The sequence below is a fragment of the Lentilactobacillus sp. SPB1-3 genome, assembly GCF_026913205.2.
Classification (GTDB): domain Bacteria; phylum Bacillota; class Bacilli; order Lactobacillales; family Lactobacillaceae; genus Lentilactobacillus; species Lentilactobacillus terminaliae.
Genome location: NZ_CP168151.1, coordinates 1,056,011 through 1,074,135, shown reverse-complemented (window position 1 = coordinate 1,074,135; position 18,125 = coordinate 1,056,011). Strand labels below are relative to the sequence as shown.

At 37.6% G+C, this 18,125-nt stretch carries 17 protein-coding genes and 1 other RNA gene; 15 read left to right on the top strand and 3 right to left on the bottom strand.

The window, feature by feature from the left end:
• Positions 1 to 101 precede the first annotated feature (101 nt).
• From O0236_RS05400 to O0236_RS05380, 5 genes are all read left to right on the top strand, one after another.
• Complete coding sequence (locus O0236_RS05400) at positions 102 to 2,915, top strand: helicase C-terminal domain-containing protein (protein WP_268913086.1); 2,814 nt, start codon at positions 102 to 104, stop codon at positions 2,913 to 2,915.
• Positions 2,916 to 2,984: 69 nt separating this feature from the next.
• Complete coding sequence (locus O0236_RS05395; RefSeq protein WP_268913085.1) at positions 2,985 to 3,491, top strand: DUF5590 domain-containing protein; 507 nt, start codon at positions 2,985 to 2,987, stop codon at positions 3,489 to 3,491.
• 14 nt (positions 3,492 to 3,505) lie between these two features.
• Positions 3,506 to 4,690, top strand: a complete 1,185-nt coding sequence (locus O0236_RS05390) for a pyridoxal phosphate-dependent aminotransferase (RefSeq protein WP_268913084.1) — start codon at positions 3,506 to 3,508, stop codon at positions 4,688 to 4,690.
• A gap of 17 nt (positions 4,691 to 4,707) precedes the next feature.
• A complete protein-coding gene (asnS, locus tag O0236_RS05385; protein ID WP_268913083.1) occupies positions 4,708 to 6,003 on the top strand; it encodes an asparagine--tRNA ligase in 1,296 nt (431 codons plus the stop codon).
• 42 nt (positions 6,004 to 6,045) lie between these two features.
• Positions 6,046 to 6,759 (top strand): DnaD domain-containing protein, encoded by a 714-nt coding sequence (locus tag O0236_RS05380; protein ID WP_268913082.1) that lies wholly within the window; start codon positions 6,046 to 6,048, stop codon positions 6,757 to 6,759.
• 46 nt (positions 6,760 to 6,805) lie between these two features.
• On the opposite strand, the gene O0236_RS05375 is transcribed toward O0236_RS05380, so the two are convergent.
• Positions 6,806 to 9,205, bottom strand: coding sequence for a PBP1A family penicillin-binding protein (locus tag O0236_RS05375; protein ID WP_268913081.1), 2,400 nt, complete (start codon positions 9,203 to 9,205; stop codon positions 6,806 to 6,808).
• Positions 9,206 to 9,227: 22 nt separating this feature from the next.
• A complete protein-coding gene (gene recU / locus O0236_RS05370) occupies positions 9,228 to 9,830 on the bottom strand; it encodes a Holliday junction resolvase RecU (protein ID WP_268913080.1) in 603 nt (200 codons plus the stop codon).
• A 121-nt stretch (positions 9,831 to 9,951) separates the two neighbouring features.
• Here recU and O0236_RS05365 point away from each other — a divergent pair, with 121 nt between their 5' ends.
• The 5 genes from O0236_RS05365 to O0236_RS05345 all read left to right on the top strand — a co-directional run bounded on the left by O0236_RS05365 (position 9,952) and on the right by O0236_RS05345 (position 13,697).
• On the top strand, positions 9,952 to 10,524 hold the full coding sequence (locus tag O0236_RS05365) for a DUF1273 domain-containing protein (RefSeq protein ID WP_268913079.1): 573 nt from the start codon (positions 9,952 to 9,954) through the stop codon (positions 10,522 to 10,524).
• 57 nt (positions 10,525 to 10,581) lie between these two features.
• The gene (gene gpsB, locus O0236_RS05360; RefSeq protein WP_268913078.1) at positions 10,582 to 10,968 is read left to right on the top strand and encodes a cell division regulator GpsB; all 387 of its coding nucleotides are present in this window, start codon (positions 10,582 to 10,584) and stop codon (positions 10,966 to 10,968) included.
• Positions 10,969 to 10,982: 14 nt separating this feature from the next.
• Positions 10,983 to 11,357, top strand: an RNA gene (gene rnpB, locus O0236_RS05355) — RNase P RNA component class B.
• 87 nt (positions 11,358 to 11,444) lie between these two features.
• Entirely contained in the window at positions 11,445 to 12,581 is a 1,137-nt protein-coding gene (locus O0236_RS05350; protein ID WP_268913077.1) for a THUMP domain-containing class I SAM-dependent RNA methyltransferase, read from the top strand.
• Positions 12,582 to 12,590: 9 nt separating this feature from the next.
• Complete coding sequence (locus O0236_RS05345) at positions 12,591 to 13,697, top strand: NAD(P)/FAD-dependent oxidoreductase (protein WP_268913076.1); 1,107 nt, start codon at positions 12,591 to 12,593, stop codon at positions 13,695 to 13,697.
• On the opposite strand, the gene O0236_RS05340 is transcribed toward O0236_RS05345, so the two are convergent.
• The gene (locus O0236_RS05340) at positions 13,679 to 14,071 is read right to left on the bottom strand and encodes a ribonuclease HI family protein (RefSeq protein WP_268913075.1); all 393 of its coding nucleotides are present in this window, start codon (positions 14,069 to 14,071) and stop codon (positions 13,679 to 13,681) included. The genes O0236_RS05345 and O0236_RS05340 overlap by 19 nt on opposite strands.
• A gap of 35 nt (positions 14,072 to 14,106) precedes the next feature.
• Between O0236_RS05340 and O0236_RS05335 the strand changes: the two genes are divergently transcribed.
• The 5 genes from O0236_RS05335 to pyrR are packed head-to-tail and all read left to right on the top strand — an operon-like array spanning position 14,107 to position 18,122.
• Positions 14,107 to 14,511, top strand: coding sequence for an EbsA family protein (locus tag O0236_RS05335; protein WP_268913074.1), 405 nt, complete (start codon positions 14,107 to 14,109; stop codon positions 14,509 to 14,511).
• Between the two features lies 1 nt (position 14,512).
• Positions 14,513 to 16,171 carry a formate--tetrahydrofolate ligase gene (locus tag O0236_RS05330; RefSeq protein WP_268913073.1) on the top strand — a complete coding sequence of 553 codons (1,659 nt, stop codon included), beginning with the start codon at positions 14,513 to 14,515 and terminating at the stop codon, positions 16,169 to 16,171.
• Positions 16,172 to 16,182: 11 nt separating this feature from the next.
• Positions 16,183 to 16,620: a signal peptidase II gene (lspA, locus tag O0236_RS05325; protein WP_268913072.1), complete on the top strand. Its 438-nt coding sequence runs from the start codon at positions 16,183 to 16,185 to the stop codon at positions 16,618 to 16,620.
• A gap of 3 nt (positions 16,621 to 16,623) precedes the next feature.
• Complete coding sequence (locus O0236_RS05320) at positions 16,624 to 17,529, top strand: RluA family pseudouridine synthase (protein WP_268913071.1); 906 nt, start codon at positions 16,624 to 16,626, stop codon at positions 17,527 to 17,529.
• A 59-nt stretch (positions 17,530 to 17,588) separates the two neighbouring features.
• Positions 17,589 to 18,122, top strand: a complete 534-nt coding sequence (gene pyrR, locus O0236_RS05315) for a bifunctional pyr operon transcriptional regulator/uracil phosphoribosyltransferase PyrR (protein ID WP_268913070.1) — start codon at positions 17,589 to 17,591, stop codon at positions 18,120 to 18,122.
• Positions 18,123 to 18,125: the final 3 nt, after the last annotated feature.

The window sequence follows — 18,125 nt, the reverse complement described above, 5'->3', positions numbered from 1 at the left end:
TTAATGTTTCGTAACAACTTATGTAGACTAGCTAATGAAGCTAAGAATGTAGTATTATAGACTTTAGTAAATAAGCGAAAATAAAAGTAACGGTGAATTTAATGGACAATCATTCGATATATTCGGTCGTCGATATTGAGACGACTGGGACGGACCCGAATAGTGACGACAGGATTATTCAGTTTAGTTGTTACCAGGTTCAAGACAATCAAATAATCAATGAATTTACAACGGACGTCAATCCGCAGCAAACTCTGTCGCCCAGAATTACTCAGTTAACTGGAATTGATCAAACTAGGGTCAACACGGCACAGTCTTTTGATTCTTTAGCGGGGACAATCTATAAGCTACTTAGCGGTACTATTTTTGTGGCGCATAACGTTAATTTTGATTTTCCGTTTTTAAATAGTGAATTTCAACGGGTGGGCTATCCCGAGTTAGACTTAACTGCAATTGATACCGTTACGTTAAGCCAGTTGTTATTACCCACACTAACTAGCTACCGACTATCAGATATGAGTAAATATTTTAATATTTTTCATGATCATCCGCATTCAGCAAATGGGGATGCTTATGCAACAGCCAGATTGTTGATCGTGCTATTTAAACAACTGCAAGCATTACCAGCGATGACTTTGTCACAGATTGTTCGTCTAAATCCGAAACTGCCTCTAGATACGTTAATGGTCTTACAACAGAGAGATAGTAAAAATCGTTCTCAAGCAACTGCTCCCAAATTGGCGGATTATTTACACATCGTTGATGGACTAGTTCTTAGAAATAAAGAATTAATTGAGAAGAGCGTTCAACATTCTGAATTTGAATTTCCTAAAAATAAGCGACAAAAAAAGAAACTTTTGCCAGATAACATGGAATCTCGTCCTCAGCAAAACACGATGATGAACATGATCTACAACAATTATGCTGAAAGTAGTCACAGAGAGCCTAAGAATCTGATTATTGAGGCTCCAACCGGTATTGGAAAAAGTTTAGGTTACTGTCTGCCTTTTGCATATCTGGCTGGGGATCGTCAAGTGGTTATTAGTACAGCGACGAATTATTTACAACAGCAGTTAAAAGATCAGACAATTCCAATGATCAATGAAAGTCTGCCGTTTAAAACTTCAACGGTCATTATGAAGGGAAGCAGTCACTATATTGACCTTAGTAGATTTAAGCAATTACTATATAACGCTGAAGCTCATCCGCATAATGTGTTTTTAAAGGCCCAAATTTTGATTTGGTTAACGATGACTAAGACCGGCGATTTGGATGAACTACATCTAAATGGCGAACAAAATTCATTGTTAGAGTCAATCAATCATCGCAGCATTCATGAATTGAGTAAAAGCAATCCATTCTATGAAGATGATTTTCTTAGATTTAACATTCAAAATTCCAAGCGCGCTAATTTCTTAATTGTGAATCATAATTACTTGTTATCTAATTGGCAGTCATTTGCTAAGATGACGGAAAAGCCATATCTATGTATTGATGAAACTCATCAATTTCTCGATGTTGTCCGTACCGAGAATAAACAGAGAATCGTGTTAGGTAACTTATTAGCTGATTTTGATCGCTCATCCATGGGATTGAGATATTCTTTGACTGACGAGTTATTTAATAATAACCAGACACTAAATAATTTAAAACAAAAAATCGTCTGGCTCTTAAGTTCAACTAGAGCTAGCGTTAATGAAACATTTTCGACGATTTTTAGTCAAGTCATTGCTAACGCAAGTTATAAACGCGCTAATACTGAGCTAAGTGTTAATATTGATGCTCATAATCGCACCGGGTACTTAGACTTATTGACCAATTTAAAAAATGAGATCGAACCACAGATAAAAAAACTTGGTAAGCTCAGTAAAAAACTCCAAAGAGAATTAAAGGTAAATAGCCAAACCACAGCAGAGTCGGATAAGCAAATGATAGACAATTGGCTAAATCAGTTAACCAAATTGATTACAGGACTCAGTGATTTGGCTGTGATGATCAATTTATATATCAATCATTTTGACGAGCAAGTCTTCTGGATCACAGTAAAAGACATTTCAAATTACGAGAGTTTAGCTTTTAATTGGGCACTATTTGAAACTAATCGTTATTTACAAAATACGGTTTATGACCACTTTATTCAGCCGACATTTACCGGTGCCACCATATTTTCTTCCAGAAAAGCTAAGTATATTTTTGATACTCTAGGTTTAGACCGGAGTGAAACAGTATCAAAACGTTTGAAAAATGATTTTAAAGATACGACTAACGCGAAAATGTTCTTAGTAAATAACTTTGCTGATGACAAACAAGTAAATAGTGATGAGTATTTTAAATACTTAGGAAATTCAATTCAGAGAATATATAAAAACTCTCCTAGACAAACGATGGTGTTGTTTAATTCGCTAGAGGCAATTAGAAAAACTTATCATTTTATGGCCGAAGATGGTTTTACTGAGAACCATAATGTTTTGGCGCAAGGAGTCAACGGAACTGCTAACAAAATCAGTCGGACCTTTGGCCAACAAGAGCCAGCGATATTGCTGGGTACAGGGACTTTTTGGTCAGGAGTTGATTTCCCAGGAGATTTATTGGAAACCCTAATAATCGCTCAGTTACCATTCGATGTGCCAACTGACCCATACAATAGTGCATTGTACCAACGGGCACGTGCAAACAAGCAAAATCCTTTTTATTCCATCAGTTTGCCAAACGCGACGTTAAAGATGAGACAAGGAATTGGCAGACTATTGCGGACTAAGGATGATGTTGGGACAGTATTCGTCTTGGATTCTCGTATTGTTTCTAAACACTACGGGACCATCATGATGGCTAATATGGATAGCACCATTCCTGTGGAAACTGGTAGTTTAGATGAATCGATTTTAAGAATGCTAAGTTTTTATGAAAAACGTTAGTTGGAAAAAATCGGTTGGTAAATATTTGATATACTATGAGAATATCCAAAAAGTGATGGGAGTAAGATTATGCAACGTCAACGAAGAATGAAGAAGTCTAACCGCAGAATCTGGATTATTACTGCAATCGTTGTGGTAGTTATACTATTCAGCGGCTTTATTGTTTTTCATCAGGCAGAATCACCAATTGCTAATGCTAAAACTGAAGCGATTGAAATTGCGCAAAATTCAGCCAAGATGGGGAAGGTTACTGGATTTTATAGCGAAAATCTCGGTAAACAAACTTACTATACGGTTGCTGGAAATGATAATCGTGGTAAAGCTATTTATGCCGTGATTGCCAAAAAAGGTGGCAAGGTAACGGTAGTTGACCAAAAGGCGGGGATGAGTGCCAATCAAATTAAAACACTTATTCAGCAGCGTCAACATCCTAAGAAAATCAACAGTGTTGCAATTACGTTGATTCAATCAAAACCTTATTGGATCGTCAGTTATATGAACAAGCAAAATAAACTATGTTTTGCCACGCTAAACTACAAAACAGGCACAATTAAACAACTAATTCAAAACATTTAAAGGGGGCATTTGATATGAAATTCTCTAAACGTTCACTGGCAGTTAAGCCATCAGCAACTGTGAAAGTTTCCAATAAAGCTAAGCAGATGATTGCGGATGGAATCGATGTCATTAATTTAGGTATCGGGGAACCAGATTTTCAAACACCTGATTCAATTGATCAGGCAGCGATAGAGGCCATAAATTCTGGTAAAGCTAGCTTTTACACTCCAGCCAGTGGCTTATCTGCACTGAAGGATGCCATTTCTCAACGAATCAAGGCAGACTTTGATGTCTTCTATTCTCCTGATAACATTAGTGTGACTAATGGTGCCAAAATGGCACTGTACACATTGATGCAGGTATTAGTGGATGAAGGGGATGAAGTATTGATCCCCAAACCGGGATGGGTCAGTTACGAACAACAAATTGTTCTAGCAGGAGCAAATCCTGTCATGGTTTCGACAAATGATGAGTTCAAAATCACTGAAGAAACTTTGAATGAAGCAGTTACTAAGAACACCAGATTATTGATTATTAATTCACCACAAAATCCAACGGGTACGATATATACCAAGGAAGAATTAACAGCCATTGGTAACTGGGCAATCATGCATAACATCATGATCATTGCAGATGATATATATGGCAGCCTTGTTTATAACGGAGCTGAGTTTACATCATTGATTCAACTAGATGATAATATCGTTGCTCAAACAATTTTGGTGAATGGTCTTTCCAAGTCTTATTCTATGACTGGCTGGCGAATTGGATATATCGCAGCTGCCCCAGAAATTATCAGTAAAGTTAATGCGATTTTGTCACATTCTACTAGTAATCCTGCAGCTGTTAGTCAATACGCATCTATTGCAGCCCTAACTGGTGACCAAAGTGTCGTTGAACAGATGAGATTAGCTTTTGAAGACCGTTTGAATAAAATTTATCCATTACTGCAAGATGTGCCTGGATTCAATATGGCAGTTAAACCACAGGGTGCCTTTTATATGTTCCCAAATGTTGAGGAAGCAGTTAGAATCGCTGGCTTAAGTTCCTCTAGCGAACTGGTCGAAAAGTTACTTGATGAAGCTCATGTTGCCACTGTGGACGGAGCTGCATTTGGGTTGCCTGGATATCTTAGGTTGAGTTATGCCGCAAGTCTTGATAATCTTATTGAGGCGGTATCTCGAATTAACGAGTACATGCAAAGTTTTACTAAATAATTGTTGGAGGAAAAATCGTGAAAGAAATCAATATGATTGACGCACCCAAGTACGTTGACGAAAGAGTCAAAATTGGCGTGTGGTTGACTAATAAACGATCAAGCGGGAAAATTGCGTTTTTACAATTGCGTGATGGAACGGCATTTTTTCAAGGAGTAGTTGTTAAGAGCAAGGTTGCTCCAGAAATTTTTGAATTAGCTAAGGAGATTCGTCAAGAATCTAGCTTATGGGTTACTGGAGTTGTTCATGAAGACGCACGTTCAAAATTCGGTTATGAACTGGAAGTTGAAGATATTGAAGTTGTGTCTGAATCAAATGACTACCCAATTACTCCTAAGGAACACGGAATTGATTTCTTAATGGATCATCGTCACTTGTGGTTACGTTCAAGTAGACCTCATGCAATTATGAGAGTTAGAAATGAAGTAATTCGTGCCACATACGAATTCTTTAACCGTGAAGGATTTACTAAAGTTGATTCACCAATCTTGACTGGTAGTGCCCCAGAAGGAACTACTGATTTATTCCATACTGAATATTTTGATCGAGATGCTTACTTATCTCAAAGTGGCCAATTATACGCTGAAGCAGGGGCTATGGCCTTTGGTAAGGTATTTACATTCGGACCAACTTTTAGAGCCGAAAAATCAAAGACTAGACGTCATTTGATTGAATTCTGGATGATTGAACCAGAAATGGCATTCATGCATCAAGATGAAAGTTTGGAAATTCAAGAACAATACATTGCGTTCTTAGTTCAAAATGTTATCGACCATTGTGCAACTGATTTAGAAACACTTGGACGTGATATTGACCAACTTAAAAAATATACTAAATTACCTTACCCACGAATCAGTTACGATGAAGCCATCGAAATTTTGCAAAAAAATGATTTTGATGTTAAATGGGGCGTGGATTTTGGTTCTCCTGAAGAGACTTTCTTGGCTGACCAATTTGAACAACCTGTTTTCGTAATGAATTATCCAAAGGCAATTAAGCCATTCTACATGAAGCCACATCCAACTCGTGATGATGTTGTCATTTGTGCTGACTTGTTAGCCCCAGAAGGTTATGGTGAAATTATCGGTGGTTCAGAACGTGCCGTCGATTATGATTACTTACTAGACCAAGTTAAACAGGCTGGGCTTGATCCAGAAGAATACTCATGGTACTTAGATTTAAGAAAATATGGTAGTGTTCCTCATTCAGGATTTGGATTGGGACTTGAACGAGCTATCACTTGGATTACAGGTGAGGACCACGTTCGTGAGGCAATTCCATTCCCAAGATTGTTAAACCGTATTTACCCATAAATCATTAATTTGGTGCTTAATAGATGAATTGAGGTGATTTCTTTGACTGATAATAATCCAAACAATCTGTTCAAGGGCGCCACGAGCGTCAATAATTTGTTGCTCATCAATTATCCTAAGCTGGGTGTCTCTAATGACGAGTTGCTGATTTATGTTTTGATTAAGCGAGATAATGAATTAGTGATTCCGATGCCTGATGCTGATAAATTAGCAGCACAGACCGGTTTTTCTAAAGATAAAATCTATCAATTGTTTCATAGCCTGATTGAACATAAAAATGCGCTGATAACCACTGTCACTCGTGGCAATGATCGAGTTGATGCTTATGATTTTTCACCGATGTATCAAAAGCTATTAAGTCTAATTAACCAGCAAGTCAGCATAGACGATGAAGTTGCTGTTGAATCTTCTCGTCCAGTTGCCGATGATAATGGTCGATCTGAATTGTTTACCACCATTGAAAAGGAGTTCGGCAGAACTCTATCACCAATTGAAATGGAGACAATCAGTGGTTGGTTAGATATTGATCGTTATCCCGTTGAGATAATCACTTTGGCATTAAAAGAAGCGGTTTTAAACCAAGTTTATAATTTAAAGTATATGGATCGGATCATGTTGAATTGGGATAAGCTGAATCTCAAATCAGTGACGCAAATTCAGAATTATTTGAATAATCGCGAGACTGGTAATGATAACCGCCATAATGATCAAGATTATAATGGGCCTGAAATTCCGTTTATTGATTTAAATAAATAAAAAGAGAGCTAGGATTTTTAATCCTAGCTCTCTTTTTATTGTTTAATTATTGAACACTATCTGCTGTTGCGTTATTGGCTTTAGCATTGTTTTGATTAGTCGTGTCCGGATTGTCATTGTTGTTATTATCTTGATTATCATTAGAACTATTACCATTTGAAGAATCGCTAGTAGTTCCAGTTGATGAATCTTTATTAGTATCACTAGAAGTGTTATCTGAAGAAGAATCTGAATTATCATCGTCACCATTTCCAGAACCACCTGAAGGTTGCTGAGTGGTAGTTCCTGATTGAGATGCACCGCTGTCAGAACCAGATGTAGTACCTGAAGTAGATGTTTCGCCATCGTTTCTTGGTGATGTCACGGTTCCGTTGACAGAATCGGTTTCAGAGCTAGCACTCTTGTCAATCGTAAAGCCACTGGTTGTCTGGTTAGAACTGTTATCCGGTTGCGTACCAGGATAACCGGCAACATAATAATTGTCACTTCCATTTGAACCAACGTCTGAAGGTTGAGTCCAGTCTGTGTTTGGCTTGTCTTCAGAAACGTATCCCATAACGTTCTTATAGATTTGTTGAGCTATTGTCGTCTCGGGCTCGGTAATGTATGAATTAGCCGAGAATTGCCTATCATAACCCGTCCAAATAGCTAGTGAGTAGTTCTTAGTGTAACCAGAGAACCATGAATCCATTGACGAATCTGCAGGGACTTTGTTGATGAAGTCGTCAGGGTACTGAGTAGTACCTGTTTTACCGGCTTCATAAAGACCGTCAACTTTAGCTGCGGTACCAGAACCACTTTCTGAATCCATAACACCTTTCAGCATATCTGTAATCATGAAGGCAGTTGCCGGAGACATTGCTCGCTTACCTTTAGATTTAAATGTCTTAGTTTGGCCATCAGATTGAACGATTTTATTAATTAGGTATGGCTTGTGGTAAACACCACCGTTAGCAAATGCAGCATATGCAGCGGCAAGTTGCTCTGATGATACATATAAACCAATTCCGTTTTGTAGTTCAAGTTCCTTATCAAATGACATACCAAGATTCTTCAAAAATCCTTGAGCTTTTGGAACACCAACATTTTCTAGAGTTCTTAGTGCCGGAATATTTCTAGATTCTACCAATGCTTTTCGCATGGTGATGGTTCCTTGATATTTATTATCAAAGTCCATTACTGATTTATCACTACCTGGGTAAACATACGGTGTATCTTTTACTGGTTGGTAGGTAGGGTACTTAAGATATTGAATAGCTGGACCATAATCCATTATTGGCTTGGCCGTTGAACCAGATGAACGATCAGTTTGAACGGCTCGGTTTAATCCAAATGAGACATTAGTTTTCCGGGCTCCTTGCATGGCGACAACCTTACCGTTATTTGAATCTACTAAAGTTGCACCAACTTGAAATCTCTTGCTTGGATAAATGATAGAAGGATCATTGTTTGACACGTTGTAAAGCTTCTTTTGGGCGTTCAAATCTAAGTTAGTATAAACTTTCAAACCACTGTTAGTTTTGTATCCTAGTTTATTAAGTTCAAGCAATGTTTGCTTTAAATAAGCGTCTGTATATTTACTTAATCGTTCACTGGTAGAAGTCTTATTATGAGTTGTAGCAAGTCCGGTTTTGACGCTGGTTGCTTCAGCTTGTTGTCCCTGAGCACTTGTGATGGCCTTGTTCTTAACCATCGCAGTTAGAACTTCATTTCTTCTTTCAGTAGCGTACTTAGGGTATTTGTAAGGATTATATAGGGTAGGTGATTGGGGCATTCCAGCAAGCATTGCCAGTTGAGGAAGCGTCAATCTTGATAGTGGTTTATTGAAATAGTATTCGGCAGCAGTTTGCATACCATAAACACCATTACCCATATAAACTTTATTAATATAGAATTCTAGAATTTTATCTTTTGAGTATTTATTTTCAACTTGAATGGCTAGCCAAGCTTCTTGTGCCTTACGCTTCATTGTTCGATCGGATGCAGCAGTTGAAAATACTGATAATTTAACAAGTTGTTGAGTTAAAGTACTTCCGCCTTGAAGGCCCAATGATGAGCCAGTGACATTGGCGAAAGCTGCTCCCATGATTCGGATGGGATCGACTCCGTGATGCTTATAGAAGCGACGATCTTCAATTGAAACAACAGCCCGTTTTAATGTATTGGGAATGTTTTTCGCGGTTACGTAATCACGATTTTGACTACCTAATCGGGAAATAACTTGATTGTTAGCATCATATATTTTTGTTGAATTATCACTAGATAATTCTGCGCCAGTTAATTTTGGTGCAGTTGCAGCGTAGTAGGTGAATAACCCAGCGCCCAAAACAAATAAAATTACGATAGCCCAGATAACTATCTTGATTGTCCGACGAAGCCATGACCGTTTTTTCTTCGGCTGGGATCTTCTGCTAGGACTTTTGTGTTGCGGATTGTTCTGTGACATAAGTTTCTCCTTAATAAAAAAGTTATTCCATTATTTGATTTACAGCATCTAAGTAAGGAATTAAAGGATTAATGCCGTACTTAACTTCATAACCAATTTGGTCGATTGTTTCCTTTGGAATTGATTTTCTTCCGCCGGATGCTTGTAAATCCCAAAAATGGATTAAATCGGAGGCCTTTAAAACGAAAACGGATTGATTATACACAAATTTAATAATAGCGAAACAAATTCCATCTTGTTTAAGGCACATCCTGAGATGTTCTATTTGGTGTTCATGGAAGTTCTTTAATGGAAATGATGTTTTATTTTGAGTCTCTTTTGCATCAAAGTCAATATATTTTCCACGATAAACACCGTTGTAATCAGTGGTGGATGCTTTACGAAAATAAGCTTCTTTAATCTTGGCTGCACTTCGTTTGGGATAGTCAACTGAAACAATCTGGATAGGAGTCGGCTTTTTGTGGATTACAGCAATATTATTTCGTAAGTAATATTGGTTGCTTTTATTAAGCTCATCTTCAAGCGTCATTCCACGATTTGAGAAGTCAGTAGGTCGATGTTTCAAAGCGTTTTTGTTTAAATTGTAAGCAGCAAATGGTTTGCCACTTGGATAATTAACCGTCATTGATAAAGCATCCCTTCCAATAATACATCATTATATGATATATCTGAAAATATCACATTAATAATGATATTATACCAATAGAGAAAAAATTTTTGAAATAATTATAGATTTAGGTGATAACTTGAGCAGATTATGGGTAACCGGTTATCGAGGCTACGAATTAGGAATCTTTGATAATAAAGACAAGAAAAAAGAAGTGATCGACTATGTTTTAAAACAGGAGATCATTACTGCCATTGAATCTGGAGTGGACTGGATCATCACTGGTGGTCAAATGGGTATTGAACAATGGACCATCCAAGCAGCAAATGAATTGAAAGAAGAATATCCAGGAGAGTTTAGAACGGCAATGATTTTGCCATTTAAAGAGTTTGGTAGTAATTGGAATGAGGTAAATCAAGCAATGTATAATCAAACCAAGCTCATGGCTGACTTTACTGCCGAAGTAAGTAATTTGCCGTATCAATCACCCAAACAATTAAAAAATTACCAAGAATTCATGATTAGCCACACAGATAGTGCTTTATTGGTTTATGATTTAGACAATCCTGGAAAAACGCAGTACGATTATAATAGGATAAAAGAATTTGCAGACAAACATCCATACCCATTAAAAATGATTAGCTTTGATGACCTTCAAAATTCGGCGGACGAATACTTTGAAAGTTTAAATAATGGTTTTCAAGACGAATGACGTGTGGTATCATTATCTATAGTTTGTTGCAAAGTATTGATGAGGTGTTCCGAAAAGATGGAAAATATTAACTATACTCCAAAGGATATTTTACAAAAAGAATTTCGCCAAAAGATGCGTGGATATGATCCTAACGATGTTGATGCTTTTTTAGATAACATCATCAAAGATTATGAATCATATAGCAAGCAGATTTCTGATTTAACAGATCAGAATGAGAAATTGCGGATTCAAGTAGATGAATTAAATAAACAAGTATCACTTTCTGCTAATCAAGGTGGAATTTCTGCCGGTGCTAGTCAGGTTACAAGACCTGCTGCAACCCAAGCAATGTCTAGTGCAACAAACATGGACATTTTAAAACGTCTTTCAAATCTTGAAAGAAGAGTTTTTGGTTCACAACTTGATAGTGGTAACAATACAAACGAGTCTCATAGACTCTAATATAATATGGTGTAAATCCTGAGTAATTGCGGCTATCTTTATGATAGCTGAGGAAAGTCCATGCTCGCACAGGCTGCAATGCCTGTAGTGTTCGTGCTCGGTGAAAAAATAAGCCGGGGGACTCTAACGAGTTACGGCGGATTTAAGGCTAAGGTCGTCAGACTATGCTAGCGATCCTTAAGGTGCCACAGAGACGAGTAATTAGGGAAACTTAATTGTTGGAACGCGGTAAACCCCTCGAGCGGGAAACCCAAACTTTGGTAGGGGAGCTTCACACACGGAAAACAAACCAAGTGTGGGGGGAAAGCTTTATTGCTTTCGAGATAGATGATTACTACTTGTCGTTCCTGTCCTGGGGAATTGATAAGCACAAAACATGGCTTACAGGGATTTACACCATTCAGGAATTTGTGGGAGCTTGCTCCCACTTTTTTATTACCTAAAAATAATTAAAAAAAGAATCGGGATAGATATATATGAAATTTAATTTAATTGCAACGTGTGCTGCCGGTGTTGAATCACTTGTGGCGAATGAGCTTAAGGATATGGGCTATACTGTTCAGACCGAAAATGGTCGAGTAAGGTTCAGTGGAGATGAAACTGATATCGTCAGAACTAATCTTTGGTTGAGAGTGGCAGATCGTGTCAAAATCATCGTGGATGAGTTTGAAGCAAAATCTTTTACTGAACTATTTGATCAAACTGCTACTATTCCTTGGGAAAACTATTTACCAATGGACGCAGCATTTCCTGTTGAAGGAAAATCTCAAAAGTCAACGTTACACAGTGTGCCAGATGTCCAAGCTATCACTAAGAAAGCCATCGTAACCTCACTTTCTAATGTGTATCATCGAACTACGAGATTGCCAGAAACTGGCGCCAAGTATCCATTAGAAGTCGCAATTAACAAAGATCATGTCATTTTGACATTGGATACTACTGGATCATCCTTGTTTAAACGTGGATACAGAGTTGAAAAAGGAACTGCGCCATTAAAAGAAAATTTGGCTGCCGCATTGATTCTCTTAACTAATTGGCACAAAGACATGCCCTTTTGGGATCCATTCTGTGGTTCAGGTACATTACCAATTGAAGCCGCACTAATTGGTAGAAATCTTGCTCCTGGCTTCAATCGAGATTTTGCATTTGAACAATTTGGTTTTATGGATAAGAGTATCATTGAAAATGAACGTGATCGAGCTGATGATTTAGCTGATTATGACACACCGTTAGAAATTCATGCTTCTGATATTGATGGCTCAATGATCGAAATCGCTAAAACTAATGCTCGTGAAGTTGGTTTGACCCAAGACATTCAATTTAAACAAGTTGCCATTGCTGATTTTAAAACTGATTTAACTGGTGGAGTAATGGTTGCCAACCCACCTTATGGTGAACGTATGAGTGAACAAGAACAAGTTCACCAGCTTTACCGTCAAATGGGCCAAGCATTTGCCCCATTAACCGATTGGTCAAAATATATCATCACTTCTGATTTGGACTTTGAAAAGTATTATGGTCAAAAGGCTACCAAAAAACGTAAATTATACAACGGTGCCTTAAGAACGGATTATTTCCAATTTTGGGCACAAAGAAACCACAATCGTAAATAGGAGGCCGCTATGAGAACAGTTGCTGTTATTGGTGGTGGAATTATTGGTGCCACCGCTGCATACTATTTAGCACAAGATTCTGATTTGCAGGTCACACTATTTGATGATTCACATGGCCAAGCAACCAAGGCGGCATCTGGAATTATTTCACCATGGTTGTCAAAAAGAAGAAATAAACGGTGGTATAATTTAGCTTCTGCTGGTGCCGAGTTCTATGAACAATTAGTTGACGATGCTAATTTGGATGAAAATATTTACGAGCAAACGGGAACCATTGTTACTCGAAAAGATGATGCGGCCGTCGACGATTTATACAATTTGGCGATGAGTCGATTGCAAGATACCAAAGCCATCGGCACTGTCAAAAAATTAACTGCAGACGAAATTGAAGCGATCATGCCAATCGTAAATTGTGACGAATCAGGAATTTACGTATCTGGTGGCGCTAAAATTAATGGTCAAAAGCTAGTAAATCACTTGATTTCGGCAGCTGAAGGTAACGGAATGACCACAGTTAAGCACCGAGTGAAAATTTCAAATAATAACGAAGTCATTCTTGGCGATGAGAGATCAAAATTTGATTATTTGGTGTTGGCTCCTGGAGCATTTTTGAAAGAATTGTTGACACCTCTGGGATATGAAGTTGATATCCGACCTCAAAAGGGACAATTAGTCGATTTTCGACTTACTGATAAAAATACTGATCGTTTACCAGTTATGATGCCGGAATCTGAAAATGATATTATTCCATTCAAAGATGGTATTGTTACTATTGGTGCCACTCATGAAAATGATCAAGGATTTGATTTAGAGCCAACTGAAAACGAAATTGAGGAACTAACTGAGAGTGGCAGTAAGTTCATTCCAGAATTGAATTCAGCAACTCAGGTTGCAATTCGGGTTGGAACAAGAGGGTATACATCTGATTTTGCCCCATTCTTTGGCAAATTAACGCCAAAGCTAAATGTCTTTGTGGCTGGTGGGTTAGGTTCATCAGGACTTACAACTGGACCGATCATTGGCAAAAAAATTGCCGATTGGATTATTTTCCAAACGGCGCCACAAGCTTTAGAATTATTTACAAAACCAGTCGATACCTATATTCGTTCCAAATGATGAAGAGCCTGTAATGCTAAATTATGGGCTCCTTTATTTTCTTTATCTGGAATCCATTCAGTAATTACGGTGCCAATGGTTGATTGAATCTCAATTATTTGATCAACATATGTTTGATAATGTTTAGCATATTGTTTATCAATGGCCTCAGCGACTATTTTGCTATCCGTATAAAAAAAGATAATTTCTGATTCATTAGTTTGACTAATTTGTTGGAATCCAAGTAAAGCTGCCTGAAATTCTGCTTCGTGATTATCAGTTGTAGACAACGGCTTCGATAGTTGAATTTGTTTAGAATTTTTAATAATTAAGATTCCTGCAGCACTTTTTTGGTATTTTCTGTTTACTGCAGCATCAGTATATAGTTTAATCATTAATAAGGTCTCACTTCCTAAGGAGTTTTAAAAACATGATAACGCAAAAAAGACGATTTTTATATCAGCCCAACCCATTAAGCAGTATTATCTGTTGGAGTTGGACGTTAGCAGTATTTTTTATCGGAGTAATTATTTGGTTAGAGATCACTCATTTTCAATGGATTACATTAGCCTGTTTCGTTATGTTTGCCTTCATTAGTTGGTCAGAAATTCATTTTCGCAAGATTTCCATTGAAGATGGCACCTTAGTCGTGGGACGAATCATTAATCCCAAGTGGTTAGTCGCTGATTTAGATGAAATTACCAATGTGCAAACAAATAAATACCAGTTAGGATTTGTTGCCCAGGGTAAAATATATAGTTTTATTTTACCTTCTAATTCAGTAATTGAAATCAGCAGTTTAATTGCTGAGGCGCAAAACAAGAGGAGGAATTAATTTGAAAAGTGATGTAGAGATTTCCCAAAATGCAGAATTACAACCAATTAGTGAAATTGCAAAGAAAATCGGTATTGAAAACCAAGATTTAGAACCATACGGCCATTATAAAGCCAAAGTTTCTTTAAAAAACGTTGATGATAATCAAGGTAAATTGGTGCTTGTTACTTCAATCAATCCGACAGCTGCCGGAGAAGGAAAAACAACTTTAACCGTCGGTCTAGGTGATGCATTGACTGAACTTGGTGCAAATCCTGTGTTGGCTCTAAGAGAGCCTTCTCTTGGACCAGTCATGGGTATGAAGGGTGGAGCCACTGGTGGTGGATATTCTCAAGTCGTTCCTATGGAGGATATCAATCTTCACTTTACTGGTGATTTTCACGCACTTACTGAGGCGCATAATACACTAGCTGCATTGATCGATAACCATATTCATCATGGTAATGAATTAAATATCGATCCTAGACAAATCGAGTGGAAACGGGTACTAGACGTTAATGACCGTGAATTAAGACAAACTGTTGTTGGACTAGGCGGACGTACTTCAGGAGTTCCTCGCCAAGATGGTTTTGATATCACAGTTGCTAGTGAGTTGATGGCCATTCTTTGTTTATCAACGGACCTCATCGATTTAAAAGAAAGAATTGCTAATATTTTAATTGGTTATACATATGATCGTGAACCAATTTATGTTCGCGATTTAAAGGTTCAAGGGGCACTAACATTACTACTAAAAGACGCAATCAAACCAAATTTGGTTCAAACAATTGAACATACTCCAGCTTTTATTCATGGAGGACCATTTGCTAACATCGCCCATGGTTGTAACAGTATTTTAGCAACCAAAGCCGCAATGCATTATGGAGATATTGCATTGACCGAAGCCGGTTTTGGTTCTGATTTAGGTGCTGAAAAATTCATGGATATCGTTACTCCTAAACTGGGTAAGACACCAGATTGTGTTGTAGTTGTAGCTACGATTAGAGCTTTAAAGCTAAATGGTGGCATGGACAAAAACGAGTTAACTACAGAGAATCTACAAGCTCTTGAAGAGGGAGCTGCTAATTTATACCGTCATGTTAGATCAATGTGTAGATTTAATGTACCAGTTGTTGTTACTATCAATAAATTTAATACGGATACCGACGCTGAAGTTGAATTATTGACCAAGTTAATTAAAGATAATTTGGGATTATCGACCTATATTTCTGAAAACTTTGCCAAGGGTGGTAAAGGCGCTATCGATTTAGCCAAGGGAGTTCTTTCTGCAGTCAACGAATCAAAAGATTTTACTCCAGTTTACGAAGCGGACGACAGTATCGAATCTAAAATGGATAAAATTGTCACCAAGATTTATGGTGGGGCCCATGTAGAATTGTCTAGCAAGGCTAAAACTCAGCTAAAGAAAATCAAGAAAATGGGTTATGACAAATTACCTGTATGTATGGCTAAAACTCAATATTCATTCACTGATGATCCTAAAGTGTTGGGCGCTCCCACAGACTTTACCATTCATGTTTCTGACTTATTGATTCGTTCAGGAGCGGGCTTTATTGTTGCCTTGACTGGAAAAGTATTGACTATGCCTGGTTTGCCAACTCATCCAGCTGCTTTGAATATGGATATTGATGAAAATGGCAAAATTACAGGATTGTTCTAGAGAGGAATATTATGCCATTTATATATGTATTGATTAGTGCTTTACTAATCGGAATTGATCAGATAGTAAAAAGTCAGGTCGTAAGTCACTTGCAACTTGGTCAGGTCAACTCCGTAATCAGTGGTGTTTTTTCTATCACACGATTAAACAATGACGGTGCTGCATGGAGTATGTTGACAGGTCAGAGATGGCTGTTTGTGGTAATTGCTCTTGTTGCTGCCGCATTCATAATTTATTATTTGTTCAAATTTAAAGGACAGACGGTCTACCAGATTAGTTTAACTTTGCTATTAGCTGGAACTTTAGGTAATTTAATAGACAGAATTTTAAATGGATATGTAGTTGATATGTTCCAATTGGATTTTATCAACTTTCCGATTTTTAACTGTGCAGATATGTTTTTAACCGTTGGAATTATTATTCTTGCGATTAAGATTGTAAGGGATTAATTAATGATAAAATTACAAGTAACTGATCAAACTGGGCGAATTGATAAAGTCATCGCTGAGATAGAACCAAGTATTTCTAGGTCACGAGCAAAAAAATTGAGTGATGAAGGTAGCGTTTCGGTTAATGAAGCGGTGGTGAAACCTAAATATAAAGTGTCTGCTGGCGATAAAATAACTATCGTTAACGAAGAACCTCAAGAAATTGATCTAATACCAGAGAAAATGGACCTGGATATCGTATATGAAGATAGTGACGTTATTGTGGTCAACAAACCTTCTGGAATGGTAGTGCATCCATCAGCTGGACATGAAAATCACACTCTGGTTAATGGCTTATTAGCTCACAGCCCATTGTCGACGATCAATGGCGAATTTAGACCAGGAATTGTTCATAGAATCGATAAAGATACTTCAGGACTGTTAATGGTAGCTAAAAATGATCAAGCTCATGCTGAACTGTCAGCTCAACTGAAAGAGCAAAAGAATTTACGAAAATATGTTGCATTAGTCTATGGAACAATTAAAGAGGACCAGGGTGTCATCAATGCCCCAATCGGTCGATCAAAGAGTGATCGGAAAAAGCAAGCTATAGTGGATGATGGTCGACCAGCGATTACTCATTTTTCAGTGATTAAACGATTTGAAAAATACACTTTGATCGAATGTCGATTAGAGACGGGACGAACTCATCAAATTAGGGTACACTTGAAGTATATTGGACATCCATTATTAGGTGACCCACTGTATGGGCCGAAGAAAGTTGTCGGTGATCATGGGCAATTTTTACATGCACAGGAGTTAGGATTTGAGCATCCGAAAACTGGCGAGTTGATGATTTTTTCAGCACCTCTTCCTGATTTTTTTGAGAAACAACTCAAAAAATTGGCCGCAACCGAAATCCCGATGTGACATAAATCTTTAATATAAATTATTCTGAATTAGAACTTACTTTTTAAGGAGCAGATACGATGGGGAAAATTATATTAGATAAAATGGCGATGCAAAGAGCATTAACTAGAATCACTTATGAAATCGTTGAACGTAACAAGGGTGTTGATGACCTTGTTTTGATTGGCATTAAGACACGAGGAATTTTTCTAGCGACCAGAATTGCCAATCGCCTACAACAGTTGGAAAATGTTACGATTCCAGTTGGGGAACTTGATATTACTAATTATCGCGATGACATAGAACATGATTCTATGAGTACTGAAGTTCGCATTGCTAATAATGGGGTTAATTTTTCAGTTGAAAATAAACGTGTGATCTTAGTTGACGACGTTTTATACACTGGCAGAACTGTGAGAGCGGCACTTAGCGCAGTGATGGATCTAGGTCGCCCCAAATCTATCAACTTGGCAGTATTAGTTGATCGTGGTCATCGGGAATTACCTATTCGAGCTGATTTTGTTGGTAAAAACATTCCAAGTTCACAAAAAGAAAAGATTCGTGTGATGGTTGAAGAAGTTGATGATCGTGATGCGGTTGAACTTACTAAATAATTA